12 protein-coding genes are annotated in these 13,736 nt (G+C 59.5%); 4 read left to right on the top strand and 8 right to left on the bottom strand.

What is annotated here, in order from left to right; all coding sequences use genetic code 11:
- Window positions 1-99: 99 nt before the first annotated feature.
- On the bottom strand, window positions 100-2,745 hold the full coding sequence (gene pepN, locus BR48_RS0102910) for an aminopeptidase N (protein WP_027229930.1): 2,646 nt from the start codon (window positions 2,743-2,745) through the stop codon (window positions 100-102).
- 276 nt (window positions 2,746-3,021) lie between these two features.
- Between pepN and BR48_RS0102905 the strand changes: the two genes are divergently transcribed.
- Window positions 3,022-3,936, top strand: a complete 915-nt coding sequence (locus tag BR48_RS0102905; RefSeq protein WP_036813779.1) for a DMT family transporter — start codon at window positions 3,022-3,024, stop codon at window positions 3,934-3,936.
- Window positions 3,937-3,941: 5 nt separating this feature from the next.
- On the opposite strand, the gene BR48_RS0102900 is transcribed toward BR48_RS0102905, so the two are convergent.
- The 3 genes from BR48_RS0102900 to BR48_RS0102890 all read right to left on the bottom strand — a co-directional run bounded on the left by BR48_RS0102900 (window position 3,942) and on the right by BR48_RS0102890 (window position 6,789).
- A complete protein-coding gene (locus BR48_RS0102900; protein WP_027229928.1) occupies window positions 3,942-5,195 on the bottom strand; it encodes an MFS transporter in 1,254 nt (417 codons plus the stop codon).
- Between the two features lie 101 nt (window positions 5,196-5,296).
- Window positions 5,297-6,127, bottom strand: a complete 831-nt coding sequence (locus tag BR48_RS0102895) for a uracil-DNA glycosylase (protein ID WP_027229927.1) — start codon at window positions 6,125-6,127, stop codon at window positions 5,297-5,299.
- Between the two features lie 50 nt (window positions 6,128-6,177).
- Window positions 6,178-6,789: a hypothetical protein gene (locus BR48_RS0102890; RefSeq protein WP_245273343.1), complete on the bottom strand. Its 612-nt coding sequence runs from the start codon at window positions 6,787-6,789 to the stop codon at window positions 6,178-6,180.
- Between the two features lie 279 nt (window positions 6,790-7,068).
- Here BR48_RS0102890 and BR48_RS0102885 point away from each other — a divergent pair, with 279 nt between their 5' ends.
- The gene (locus BR48_RS0102885) at window positions 7,069-8,736 is read left to right on the top strand and encodes an electron transfer flavoprotein-ubiquinone oxidoreductase (protein ID WP_027229925.1); all 1,668 of its coding nucleotides are present in this window, start codon (window positions 7,069-7,071) and stop codon (window positions 8,734-8,736) included.
- Window positions 8,737-8,739: 3 nt separating this feature from the next.
- Here BR48_RS0102885 and BR48_RS0102880 read toward each other — a convergent pair whose 3' ends face one another.
- Window positions 8,740-9,780, bottom strand: coding sequence for an endonuclease/exonuclease/phosphatase family protein (locus tag BR48_RS0102880; RefSeq protein WP_027229924.1), 1,041 nt, complete (start codon window positions 9,778-9,780; stop codon window positions 8,740-8,742).
- Window positions 9,781-10,305: 525 nt separating this feature from the next.
- Here BR48_RS0102880 and BR48_RS0102875 point away from each other — a divergent pair.
- Complete coding sequence (locus tag BR48_RS0102875; RefSeq protein ID WP_027229923.1) at window positions 10,306-10,656, top strand: VOC family protein; 351 nt, start codon at window positions 10,306-10,308, stop codon at window positions 10,654-10,656.
- 3 nt (window positions 10,657-10,659) lie between these two features.
- Here BR48_RS0102875 and BR48_RS0102870 read toward each other — a convergent pair whose 3' ends face one another.
- The gene (locus BR48_RS0102870) at window positions 10,660-11,106 is read right to left on the bottom strand and encodes a MarR family winged helix-turn-helix transcriptional regulator (protein ID WP_027229922.1); all 447 of its coding nucleotides are present in this window, start codon (window positions 11,104-11,106) and stop codon (window positions 10,660-10,662) included.
- A gap of 88 nt (window positions 11,107-11,194) precedes the next feature.
- Here BR48_RS0102870 and BR48_RS0102865 point away from each other — a divergent pair, with 88 nt between their 5' ends.
- Entirely contained in the window at window positions 11,195-11,962 is a 768-nt protein-coding gene (locus BR48_RS0102865; RefSeq protein ID WP_027229921.1) for a VOC family protein, read from the top strand.
- An 18-nt stretch (window positions 11,963-11,980) separates the two neighbouring features.
- Here the strand turns inward: BR48_RS0102865 and BR48_RS0102860 are convergent, their stop codons facing one another.
- Entirely contained in the window at window positions 11,981-13,489 is a 1,509-nt protein-coding gene (locus BR48_RS0102860; protein WP_027229920.1) for an AMP nucleosidase, read from the bottom strand.
- A 45-nt stretch (window positions 13,490-13,534) separates the two neighbouring features.
- The gene (locus tag BR48_RS26090; protein WP_155810796.1) at window positions 13,535-13,699 is read right to left on the bottom strand and encodes a hypothetical protein; all 165 of its coding nucleotides are present in this window, start codon (window positions 13,697-13,699) and stop codon (window positions 13,535-13,537) included.
- Between the last annotated feature and the right edge of the window lie 37 nt (window positions 13,700-13,736).

Here is a 13,736-nt window from a genome sequence, read left to right as displayed (position 1 = left end):
ATCAATAGTTTAGGCAATTCGAGGCCTCCGATGAACGACGGATCGTAACACCTTGAAATGACTCGAATTCCCTGATCGCAGGTTGCCGGGAGACCCGGCCTAAGCCAGCGTTCGCTCCACGATATCGCGAACATCCGCCGAAAGACCGCCGACTTTGGCGATATTTGCCAGCGCTTCGCGCGCATGTTCGCGCCGTACCGGCTCGAAGGAGCGCCAAGAGCGCATTGCCGTCAGCAGGCGCGCGGCAAGCTGCGGGTTCTTCTTTTCGATCGTCAGGATCGTTTCGGCAAAGAAGACATAGCCATTGCCGTCGGCGCGGTTGAAACCGGTCTGGTTGCCGCTCGAAAATGCGCCGATGAGCGCACGCGCGCGGTTGGGGTTGTCGAGAGAGAACAGATTGTGCTTCATGAGGCGCTGCACCCTCTGCAGCGCTCCGACGCCGGGTTGCATCGCCTGGACGATGAACCATTTGTCCATGACCAGCGCGTCACTGCCGAAGCGGTCCTCGAAGGCCTTGAGCGCCTGGCTGGTCGCATCGCTGCCGCTGAAGCGCTGGACAAGCACATGCAACGCCGCTGCACGGTCCGACATGTTGTCGGCGCCGTTGAATTGAGCAGCCGCCCGCTTCGGATCCGCTTCCGCGACACTCAGATAATCGAGGAGGACGTTGCGCAGCGCACGCCGCCCCGCACTGGCGGCATCGGGCTGGAACGGCCCGTCATCGGCGAGCTGTTCGTAAATCTGGGTGAACTTTTCCTCATTGGCTTCGGCAACGGTCTTGATCAGCGCGTCGCGGCTCGCGAGGATCGCGTCGGGGTCGATATTGGCGCCGAGCTCGCGCGCAATATCGCTCTCGGACGGAACGCTCAGGCAAAGCGCGCGGAAAGCCTCGTCCAGTGCAACATTGGCCGCGATCTCCCCGAGAAGTTTGATCGATGAGCTTTCGATGGTCGCCGGCTTGCCGCCGCGAATACGTTTGGCGTTGCTGGTGAGCTTGCTGTTGAGAAGCTCGGTCAATGCCTGCCAGCGATTGACCTCGTCGCCATCGTTGCGTGCAAGAAAGATGAGGTCAGTCCGGGTCAGCTCACTCGTCATCGTCACCGGCGCGGAGAAGCCGCGCAGCAGCGATGGCACCGGGCGCTCGGCGATGCCCGAAAGGGTGAAACGTTCCTTGCGCTTGCGCAGATGGATCACGTCGCCATCAACGAGCCCGCCCTTCGCCGATCGCGGCTTGAGTTCGCGGCCCTTGGCACCGAGCAGGCCGAACTTGATGGGAATGTGCATCGGCTTCTTCGACGCCTGTCCGGGCGTCGGCTTCAGCGACTGTTCGATTTCGATCTCGAATGTCTTGGTCGCCTGGTCGTAGTCGTAAGTGACGGCGAGATTGGGCGTTCCCGCCTGGTCGTACCAGAGGCCGAACTGGCTGAGATCCTCGCCGGAGGCATCTTCGAAGACCTTGATGAAATCTTCGATGGTCGCTGCATCGCCGTCATGGCGTTCGAAATAGAGATCCATGCCCTTGCGAAAAAGGTCGGGTCCAAGGATCGTGCGGATCATGCGCACGACTTCCGAACCTTTTTCATAAACCGTCGAGGTGTAGAAATTGTTGATCTCGCGAAACTGGCGCGGGCGCACCGGATGGGCGAGGGGACCTGCGTCTTCCGGGAACTGATGCGCCTTGAGCGCCTTGACCTCGGCAATACGCTTGACCGGCCGCGAACGCATGTCGGCCGAAAACTCGTGATCGCGGTAGACGGTCAGACCTTCCTTGAGGCAAAGCTGGAACCAATCCCGGCAAGTGATTCTATTGCCTGTCCAATTGTGGAAATATTCGTGGGCGATGACGGCCTCGATGCCGGCATAGTCGGCGTCGGTGGCAGTCTCGGGATCGGCAAGGACATATTTGTCGTTGAAGACGTTGAGCCCCTTGTTCTCCATCGCGCCCATGTTGAAATCGGAAACGGCGACGACGTTGAAGATGTCGAGATCGTATTCGCGGCCGAATGCCTCCTCGTCCCACTTCATCGAACGTTTCAGTGCGTCCATCGCATAGAGCGCACGCGCTTCCTTGCCATGTTCGACATAGATGCCGAGATCGACATGGCGGCCGGAAGCCGTCGTGAAACTGTCGGTGATGACGCCGAGATCTCCGGCGACGAGCGCAAAGAGATAGGCGGGCTTGGGATGCGGATCGTGCCAGACTGCAAAGTGGCGCCCATCCGTAAGCGCTCCCTTATCCTTGGGGTTGCCGTTTGAGAGCAGGACAGGCGCCTCGCTGCGCGCCGCTTCGATACGGACCGTATAGACGGAAAGAAGGTCCGGCCGGTCGAGGAAATAGGTGATCCGGCGAAAGCCTTCAGCCTCGCACTGGGTGCAGTACACGCCGCTCGAGCGGTAGAGGCCGGTCAATTGCCGGTTGAGAGTAGGATTGATCTCCGTGGTTATTTCAAGCGTAAACCTTCCGTTTTCCGGCAGGCCGCGGATCTCGAGTCGCTCCGGCGAGGCCATGTAGGCATTGTCGCCGAGCGGGGCGCCGTCGATGCGGATATCGACAAGCTTGAGTCCGTCACCATCGAGAATGAGCGGTGCATCGGCGCCGACGCCTGCGCGGCGTTCGACGATAAGCTTCGATTTGACAATCGTGCGCTCCGGATCGAGCGTGAAATCCAGATGTGTTTCGGGAATGAGGAAATCGGTCGGCTTGTAATCTTCCAGATGAAAAACCTTGCCGGTATCGGTACGCATAGTCGAAAAATCCTTTGTGTGGTGCCGGAACCTAGAGCAAGTTGCGTCGGTAGGAAACCCTGAGGGCAGCGATCACCCGATTGTTTGAGCGCCAAACGCAACGTGATCGGAATTCCATCTGGTGTGCCTGTGAAAACAAGCATATAGATATATCAGTTTCCAGTCCTCATCATATCGCTCGCCGCCTACTCCCAAGGAATTCCCGTTGTGACCACTATCGTTCACCCGCAAGAAGGTGAACCGCCCGTTGCAGACAAATTGCGTACGACCAATGCGATGCTCGGGATTGGTCTGAAAGTCGCCTCCGTCTGTGTCTTCGTCTGCATGTCGAGCCTGCTCAAGGCATCGGATGGCATTCCCGCCGGCCAGCTTGTATTTTTCCGCTCCTTCTTCGCAATCTTTCCGGTCATTGCCTTCATCGCATGGCAGGGGCAGATGTCAGTCGCTTTCAGGACGAGCGAGCCCTTCAGCCATTTCTGGCGGGGCTTTGTCGGCGTCAGCGCCATGAGCCTCAGTTTCTACGGCCTGACCAAACTGCCGCTGCCGGAATCGATTGCCATCTCTTACGCGACGCCGCTCCTGACCGTTGTCTGCAGCGCGATATTTCTGCGCGAGACGGTTCGTCTCTACCGCTGGTCGGCGGTATGCTTCGGGCTCGTTGGTGTCCTGATCATCCTTTGGCCGCGCATGTCCTTCTTTACCGGGACGACGGAATTTGGCGGCGGCGAGGCGATCGGCGCGCTTGCCACGCTCGGCGGCGCCGGGCTTGCCGCCGTTGCCATGCTGCTCGTGCGCAAGCTCGTGCAAACGGAGCGTACACCCACAATCGTCGTCTATTTCTCGATCGCGTCGAGCCTTATCGCGCTCGTAAGTTTTCCATTCGGATGGGTGTGGCCAACGGGCCTGCAGGCAACCTATCTGATCATGGCCGGGATCGCCGGCGGCGTCGCGCAGATCCTGCTGACTGAAAGCTACCGCCACGCCGACATGTCGACAATTGCGCCGTTCGAATACACATCCATGTTGCTCGGGATTACTATCGGCTATCTGCTCTTCGGTGATATCCCGACCGCGGAAATGATCACCGGCGCGGTCATCGTCATTAGTGCCGGCATCTTCATCATCTACCGTGAGCACCGGCTAGGCCTTGCACGCGCAAGGGCGCGCAAGGCATCGACGCCGCAGGGGTGATTGCCCTACTGCTGCTCGCCCTGAGCCGCTTCGCTTAATGGGTGCAGTTGCAAGGTTTCGGGCGTTTGCGGGCGGTCATGTGGGCGAATGGCGAAATCCGGCCGCGTCGAGGGCGCCTGCGCGGCACGGCGCAGGCTGCGCCAGAACGCGTAGGATCCGTAGGCGGCGTAGGTAATCGCCATCGTCACGAAGAATCCGGACGGGCCGTTCAAGTCCATGAGCCGGCCCGCAATCTGCGGCCCGATCATGCTGCCAACACCGTAGACAATGAGCAGTCCGCTCGACACCTTGACGAATTCGCTCGGCTCGGCGAAGTCGTTGGCATGGGCCACGTTCAGCGAATAGATGGGGAAGAGCACGGTCCCGAAAGCGAACATCAGCGTATAGATGACCCATGGCGTCGTTGGCTGCAGCATGATCATCGTCAAGGATATGGCGACGCCGCCAATCCCGGCGACGACCATGACGTAGCGACGGTCGATGAAATCCGACATGCGGCCGATGGGGTACTGGAAAATCGCCCCGCCGATCATCGATGTGGCAATCATCGTGGCGATGCCGAAGGTGGAAAGCCCGATATCGCGTCCATAGACCGCCGACAAGAAATTCCATGCACCCGCGATGATACCGGCAAGCAGCGAGCCGACCAGCGCCGCAGGCGACTTGCGAAAGAGGCCGGGCAAATCCAGCGAGACCTGGGTGAGCGGACGCGGCGACTGCGCATTGGAAAGGCCCGTCGGTATGAGCGCGGCGGCGTAGATGAGGGCGCCGATCATGAACAGCGCCTGCGTCAAGGGGTTGCCGAATGGCAGGATATATTGCCCGACAAGGAGGCCGATCATCGACACGATCATATAGATCGAAAACACCATGCCGCGCGTCGAATTGGTGACGCGCTCGTTGAGCCAGCTCTCAATGACCATATAGCTCCCGGCGAGCGAAAATCCGGCCAGAGCGCGAAAAACGGTCCAGGCCCAGGGATCGACGATCAAGCCATGCAGGAGCATCGACATGCTGAGCAGCGTCAGGAGAACGGCGAAGACCCGGACATGGCCGACACGCCGCACAAGTCGTGGCACGACGATGCAGCCTCCGGTGAAGGCAAGCGCGTAGCCCGTACCCAGCCAGCCGATCGTCGTCGGCGACCAGCCCTCCATGCCGGCGCGCAGCGGCAACAGAATTCCCGCGAGGCCCCCGGCCGTCAGCATCAGAAACGTGCTGGTCAATAGCGCCGTAATCGGCAAGAGCTGGAGAAACATCGAAGGATCCTGCGTGTCAGCCTGGAAAGCTACAGGTTTCGTTCGGCCCGCAAGCCGATAATTACGACACTGCCTTTCCAGTTTTGCGCCAAGCCATTGGATTATTCGGCCAGGCTGCGCAACCGCATTTTGACATTGAGGAAATCGCGCCAGGCAAAGCGCTTCTGCGCCGGGTTGCGCAGGAGATAGGCCGGGTGAAGCGTTGGCATCACCGGTATCTCGATGCCGGACGGCGTGAGATGGGTCTTCCAGTTGCCGCGCAGCCGCAAAATGCCCTCGCTGGCATTGGTCAATGCCTTGGCAGCCGGGCCGCCGAGTGCCACCAAAATCTTTGGGTTGGCGAGTTCCACCTGGCGCTCGAAGAACGGACGGCAGATTTCGGTTTCGAGCGGCGTCGGCGTCCGGTTGCCGGGCGGCCGCCAAGGGATTGTATTGGCGATATAGACACTGCTGCGATCAAGGCCGATGGCGGCAAACATGCGGTCAAGCAATTGCCCGGCGCGGCCGATGAAGGGCACGCCCTCCAGATCCTCTTCGCGCCCGGGCGCCTCGCCTACGAACATGACGGGTGCGGCTGGATTGCCATCGGCAAAGACGAGGTTCTTGGCCGTGAACTTCAGGTTGCACCCGTCGAAGTCGGCGAGCTGCTCGCGCAGTTCTTCGAGCGAACCTGCCCCTAATGCAAGCTGGCGGGCCATTGCGATCTTCGCGTCGTCAGGCACGGACGCCTTGGCGAGCGCCGGCGCGGCTACATTGGCTTGAGGGCGTTCAGAAGCCGGCTCGGATGCGGACCTCGCAGGAGGGGAAATGGGCGCGACTGGCGAAGCACGCTTTGCCTCGACCTGCGAAAACCTGTCGACGGGCACATCCTCGAGCGGCGTGTCAACACCGGCCTCGGCATAAAAGTGCAAGAGCTCGCGCAGGTTGGGCAATGGGAAATCCTTTTCCTCTGAAGTCGCAAATTGTGCGGGCGATTGCAAGTTCAAGAGGACGGAATGCGTGGGTCCTGCACCAGATAGAACACGCGCTTCGGCGTAAAATCAGCGATTGGGAACTGGAACGTCGCATTCTGGCCGGGATCGAGTTTGCCGCCACTGAACACGAGGCGGTCGTAAGGCTCGAAATCGTCGCTGTAATGCGCAAAGCCCCGCGACTTTACGAGGTCGGTCTTGTCGCCCGGTTGATAGAACGACAGGCCGTCGCCATAGTCGCTCGGCACGTTCAGCTGCTCCTGCAGTTCGAATTCGAACTCGATCCACGGATGGCCGCTGCCGTTGATCGCCCGAACCTGCAAGTAGAAGAGAATGCCGGCATCCTCGCTGGGATTTGCAAGAGCGACCCTGTCGGTTCGGATGACAAGGGTTGTCGGCGTTGCGGAAGGAAACTCCTCGGTGAGGATGATGGGGTCTTTCAGCGTACCCGTTCCGCTGATCGACCGGATCGTAAAACCGCCGAGTTCGTCGGAAAATGAATAGGGCCCCGCCACCCAAAGTTCGGGTTCTTCGGCTGCGATTGCAGTGGAAACGGCGGCGGCGAACAGCAAAGCGGCGGCGAGGAGGCCTTTGAGCATCCAGATTGCCCGGGATCGTGTCATCCGGTCTCCAATCATCAAACGATGGGCACCAGCTTCGGCTATGTTCGTGGCTAAGTATGAACGAATTGCCGCATCGCGCAACTGTCACAGGGCGGCAGTTGATTGACGTTTACGTCAAGGTAAATTATGAATCGCCGCGCTCGTCGTAACATGAGGGCAATTGGCCGCATCTGGAATGCTTTCTAGGCACTGTCTTGCGGCTATTGTTGCGTTACAAATCGGAAAAACACGGGCAGGAATCGTGTTACGGGGCACATAGCAGGTATTCAGGAGGAAAGCATGAGCGAGACACCAGAACTTCCAGAGCGCGAAAGCATGGAGTTTGATGTCGTGATCGTCGGGGGCGGACCGTCGGGCCTCTCGGCTGCCATCAGGCTCAAGCAGATCAATCCTGAACTTTCCGTCGTCGTTCTCGAAAAGGGCGGTGAGATCGGAGCCCATATCCTTTCCGGCGCCGTCGTCGATCCCATCGGCATAGACAAACTGCTGCCCGGCTGGCGCGACGAGGAGGGCCACCCCTTTAAAACGCCGGTAACGGCCGATCATTTCCTGGTGCTGGGACACTCGGGCTCTATCCGCCTGCCTAATTTCGCCATGCCGCCGCTGATGAACAATCATGGCAATTTCATCGTTTCGCTCGGCAATGTCTGCCGCTGGCTCGGTACCAAGGCGGAAGAACTCGGCGTTGAGATTTACCCCGGCTTCGCCGGCACCGAGGTTCTTTACGATGATACCGGCGCAGTCATCGGCGTAGCCACCGGCGACATGGGCATTGAAAAAGATGGCACGCATGGTCCCGCCTATACGCGCGGCATGGCTCTTCTTGGCAAGTATGTCCTCATCGCCGAAGGGGCGCGCGGGTCGCTCGCCAAAGTGTTGATCAACAATTTCAAGCTCAGCGAGGGCAAGGAGCCGGCGAAGTACGGCATCGGCCTGAAGGAACTCTGGCAAGTCGATCCCTCCAAGCACAAGCTCGGGCTCGTGCAGCACTCCTTCGGCTGGCCGCTCGACATGAAGACGGGGGGCGGCTCGTTCCTCTATCACCTTGAGGACAATACTGTCGCCGTCGGCTTCGTCATGCACCTCAACTACAAGAATCCCTACCTGTCGCCCTTCGAGGAATTCCAGCGTTTCAAGACGCATCCGGCCATTCGCGGTACGTTTGAAGGCGGCAAACGCCTTTCCTATGGTGCGCGCGCCATCACCGAGGGTGGCTGGCAATCGGTGCCGAAACTGTCGTTCCCGGGCGGCGCGCTGATTGGTTGCTCGGCCGGCTTCGTCAATGTGCCGCGTATCAAGGGCTCCCATAACGCCATGCTGTCCGGCATGCTGGCGGCCGAGCATGTCGCCGAGGCGCTTGCGGCAGGCCGCGCCAATGATGAACTTATCACTTACGAGAATGCCTGGCGCTCCAGTGAAATCGGCAAGGACCTGAAGCGCGTGCGCAACGTCAAGCCGATGTGGTCTAAGCTCGGCACCATTGGCGGCGTCATGCTCGGCGGTCTTGACATGTGGCTCAACACGATCTTTGGCGGCTGGTCGCCGTTCGGAACCTGGAAGCATGGCAAGACCGACGCTGCCTCGCTCGAGCCCGCGAGCAAATACAGCCCGATCGCTTACCCGAAGCCGGATGGCGTTCTCACATTTGACCGCCTTTCGTCGGTGTTCCTGTCGAACACCAACCACGAGGAGAACGAGCCGGTTCACCTCATCGTCAAGGACCCTGCGCTGCAGAAGTCATCGGAACATGATGTCTTTGCCGGGCCATCGACCCGATATTGCCCGGCGGGTGTGTATGAGTGGGTCGAGGAGGCGTCGGGTCCGAAATTCGTCATAAACGCCCAGAACTGCGTTCACTGCAAAACCTGCGATATCAAAGACCCCAATCAGAATATCAATTGGGTGCCGCCGCAGGGCGGCGAGGGGCCCGTCTATACGAACATGTAGTTCTCAAAGCCCGGCCATCGTGCCGGGCTCCTGATTGCGGAGCATGACGGTCTGCTCGTCCGGTCCATTGTCATCCACGCCCTCTATTGAAAATCGCAGCAGCAGCGGCAGATGGTCGGAGCCGACCGGCTGAAGCGAATCCACCGATTTTGCCGCAATGCGCTCTGATACGAGCACATGGTCGATCGGTAGGCCGATCCAGCGCGCGGCATGGGCAAAAGTGCCATTGATCAGCCAACTTGGACGCAAGCCGTCGACTGGATGCGTGTTGCTGGCGTCGAGGAGGTTCCTGATGGTCTGGCTCCACGGTGCAGCGTTGAAATCGCCGGCAAGGATCATCGGACCGCCAAGGCGCACGAGATAGGGCTGCATCTCCTCGACATTTTCCGCCTGCTCGAAAGGCCAGGGCCAGCCAAGGTGCACGGAGGCTATGAGTGCGCTGCGCCCGCCGAAATCGATGCGCGCCAGCGCCATCAAACTGTTCCCGACGCATTGCGGTGTCGTACCGAGCGCGAAAGGCCGCCGCGAAAGGATGGCAACGCCGCCGACGCGCTTCGTGCTTGGGCAGACGATCTTGTGAGGATATCGTCCTTCAACAGCTTTGAGTCTGGATCGCCAGTCGTCGGATACTTCTTGCAAGGTGATGACGTCGGGCGTTTCGCGCGCGATCGTTCGAATGACTTCCGACTGATCGCGATTGTCGTAGCGAAGGTTGAGCTGCATCAGCTTGAATTCGGGCAGGCCGCCATTCGATGCGGGCTCTTTTCCGCCTTCGGCCGAAGGAGCAGGTGTGGGTATCAATACCGTCCCTAGCGCCGTCAGCGCGAAGACGATCGACATCAGCCCCTCGCGCCATAGGCCAAGGATGAGCGCAGGGATTGCCGAGATGGCCATCAGTACGGCGAGATGCATGCGAAAATGCGCAAAGGCATCGAAGAGCGGATGCGCCGATCCGAAAAAGCCAAGAACCAGCGGCACCGAGATCAGGCTCGGTATGAGGACTGCAGCGAGCCTGAGCCGCGAATGCGATGATGGGGTCGTCATTGGACGCATTAAACCGGCAATTGCGACGCAATCAAGATGATGACTCCAAGAGGGTGTTACGTCCGCGCCTGCAATCGGTGTCAACTTTTTCGCGCAGCATTTGCAACCCTGAATTCGTTGCCGCGCGGCCCATTTCCCGCGATGTTTTGCACTGTTTGCAGGCAAAGCAGCAGGCACCACGCCAGCCGGTGCATCGGGAAGATTGGCTCCCCGACTGAGGCAACAGCCTTGCTGTCAAACTTGGAGGTGAAGTTATGTGGTTCAGACCACTTAGCATCACTCTGGAAGTGAAAAGAACCCGGACAGGCTGGCAAGTCTGTGTCCGGGTTCATTTTACATAACCAGAGAAAGGGGACGGGCGGAAGTCCGTTCCCACTCCAAAAACAGTATAGCATCCTCTGCTCGGTTTCCAAGATGCAGCGCGTTGGACTTTCGGCGCACGGGAATCGCATTGGGTCTTTCACTGCATCATTCGCGAAGCTAGATATCCATGAGCCAACTGGTATAGTCGAACCGGAGCACTTAATGACCGTCAAGCGCATCGTCGCCAATCTCGCTGTTTCCGATCCTGCCGCCGTTCGGGCATTTTATGAAGATTTGCTCGGTCTAAATGTGGTCATGGATCATGGCTGGATCCTGACCTTGGCGTCCGCCGCTACGACCAGGCCTGAGCTCAGTATTGCCAGCGAAGGCGGTTCAGGAACGCCCGTGCCCGACCTTTCCATCGAGGTCGATGATGTCGATGTTCTCTATGCGCGGGCGTTGGCGGCGGGCTACGAGATCACCTATGGCATCACAGACGAGCCATGGGGCGTGCGCCGCTTCTACGTACGCGATCCGTCGGGCAGGATCGTCAACATTCTCGCGCATGCTTGAAGATCAAAGCAACTTTGCCAGATTGCTGAGAAGGCGATCGTGTTCGTCATTGCCGAGAAGCGCCTGAATGTCCTTATGCGTGCTGGTCCATACCGGCAAGACGTCGGACAGGAGCTTGCTCCCGGCCGGCGTGAGCGCCAATAATCGGCTGCGCTTGTCCGCAGGGTCGATCTCCACTTTCACGAGGCCGCGACGCTCCAAAGGTTTCAGCGCTGCGGTCAGTGTGGTGCGGTCCATGGCAAGGAGCGATGCCACCGAACGCAGGTTCGGCGGCTGCGGACGGTTCAGCGACATGAGCAGGGAAAACTGCCCGTTGGTGACATCGTAGGGGCGCATCGCCTCGTCGAAGCGACGGGCAAGGGCGCGCGCCGTCCGCTGCACGGCAAGACACATGCAGGTATCACGGACATAAAGGGTGGTTTCGAAAGGGACGGAAATCGGCTTTGACATGGCCTATATATGTTGATATCAACCTAAATGTCAATATTTAATCACGAGATCCCGATATAGTCCGGCCAATCATGGAGGAGGTACTAACATGACCACACCCGGCAATTTCATTTGGTATGAATTGATGACCACCGACGCCGAGGCGGCAGAGGCTTTCTATAGTGATGTCGTCGGCTGGGACCCAAAGGATTCTGGACATCCCGACATGCGCTATACGTTGCTTAACGTGGGCGCCGCGCCAGTGGCAGGCCTGATGACGATACCGGACGACTGCGGCCCGGACATGAAGCCGGCGTGGACTGGCTATATCTGGGCGCAGGACGTCGATGCGAAGGCGAAGGAAGTCGAGCAACTCGGCGGCAAGGTTTATCGCGCGCCGGCGGATATCCCCAATGTTGGCCGCTTTGCAGTTGTCGCCGACCCGCAGGGCGCAACGTTTCAGCTATTTGCGCCAAGCATGACGGACCAGGGCGATATGCCGAAACCGCCGGCGCAGGGCACGATCGGCTGGCATGAGCTTAACACCGAGAACTGGCAGGGCGCGTTCGACTACTATTCGAAACTCTTCGGCTGGACCAAGGACCAGGCGATCGATATGGGCGATATGGGCACTTACCAGCTCTTCGCCGCCGGTGCCGAAGCTGTCGGCGGGATGATGAACCGGATGGACAAGTCGGTCCCGCCAATGTGGAATTTCTATTTCTGCGTCGACAACATCGATGCGGCGCAGGAACGGGTGACGAGCAAGGGCGGCAAGGTCCTGTTCGGGCCGCAGGAGGTACCGGGCGGCGCCTTTATCCTCCAATGCCTTGATCCGCAGGGCGCGATGTTCTGCCTGGTAGGCATGCGCAGCTGAGCCAGATCGCTTGATGTGCTACTGAAATGCCATCTCGTAGAAACTGCGCAGCTTGCGCGAGTGCAGTTTCTCGGGTGGCATTTCAGCCAGCTTCTCCAGCGCGCGAATGCCGATCTGCAAATGCTGGGCCACCTGGCGCTTGTAGAACTCCGTCGCCATGCCCGGCAGCTTGAGTTCGCCATGCAGCGGCTTGTCGGAAACGCACAGCAGCGTGCCGTAGGGAACGCGGAAGCGGAAGCCGTTTGCAGCAATCGTCGCCGATTCCATATCGAGCGCAATGGCCCGCGACTGTGACAGGCGTTTCACCGGACCGCGCTGGTCGCGCAATTCCCAATTGCGGTTGTCGATCGTCGCCACCGTGCCGGTGCGCATGATGCGCTTCAGATCATAGCCCTCGAGCCCGGTAATTTCGGCGACAGCCTGTTCCAACGCCACCTGAACTTCGGCAAGGGCAGGGATCGGCACCCATACGGGCAGGTCATCGTCAAGCACATGGTCTTCGCGCACATAGGCATGGGCCAGCACATAGTCTCCGAGCGCCTGCGTATTGCGCAGGCCCGCGCAATGCCCGAGCATCAGCCATGCATGCGGACGCAAGACCGCGATGTGGTCTGTGATCGTCTTGGCATTGGAGGGGCCAACGCCGATATTGACCATGGTGATTCCCGAACCATTGCGGCGTTCGAGGTGATAGGCCGGCATCTGCGGCATGCGACCTGCCGGAACGCCCGATGTCGGCGCGCTGCTGCCTGCCTCGGTGATCAGGTTGCCTGGCTCGATGAAACGCTCATAGCCGCCACCACCGGCTGCCATGAGCTTGCGCGCCCACACGCAGAATTCGTCTATATAGAACTGATAGTTGGTGAACAGCACATAGTTCTGAAAATGCACCGGATGCGTCGCCGTATAGTGCGACAGCCGGTGCAGGGAATAATCGACGCGCTGTGCCGTGAAAGGTGAGAGCGGCATGATCCCGTCTAGGTCATCCGCTTCGTATTCGCCATTGACGATGCGGTCGTCGGTTGCATTGAGGTCCGGCACATCGAAAAGATCGCGCAGGGGCCGTGTGAACGCATCGGCGATCGAAGATTCAACATGCGTTCCTTCGAGGAAGGCGAAGTGGATCGGGATGGGCGTCGTCGATTCCTGCACAGTCACCGGTCCGCCATGGTTGCGGATCAAGAGCTTGATCTGTTCCTCGAGGTAACTTGCAAAGAGGTCGGGGCGGGTAATGGTCGCCGCGTACTGGCCGGGCGAAGACACATGGCCGAAGGCAAGGCGCGAGTCGATCTGCGCATAGCTTGACGTGGAAAGCTGCACCTCGGGGTAAAAGGCGCGAAAATGCAGGGTGTCCTTGGCTTCGCCTTTCGCGACCTTGTCGAAGGCATCGCGCAGGAATTGCGTATTGCGCTCGTAGATCCGGCGCAGCGCCTCGACAGCCGCATGCTCGTCCATGAACTCTTCGGGTTCAACATGCGGCGGCATGCTGATCGTGACAGGCTTTCTTGTTCCGATTCGTTTATCCATCCCCGCAATATAGTCGCTCCGGGTGACAGTTGAAATGCACCTGTCTCAAACGCGCTGCAAGGCAACGACGAGTACGAGCCCAACGCCGCCATTGGATGGCGAGCGGCTTTCATAGCTGGCCGCAAAGGCGATGACCGGCCCGACGAGGATCGCCGAAAAGACAAGCGCCCTCAGGAAAATCAGCGAAAAGTTTGCTGTCGACCGCATCATGTCCCGGAATCTCCTCGGCCCGCTTCGGCACCCATCG

This window comes from Phyllobacterium sp. UNC302MFCol5.2 (assembly GCF_000686005.1).
Lineage (GTDB): Bacteria > Pseudomonadota > Alphaproteobacteria > Rhizobiales > Rhizobiaceae > Phyllobacterium > Phyllobacterium pellucidum.
The sequence above is the reverse complement of the archived record's forward strand: the minus strand, read 5'-3'. Positions and strand labels throughout refer to the sequence as shown.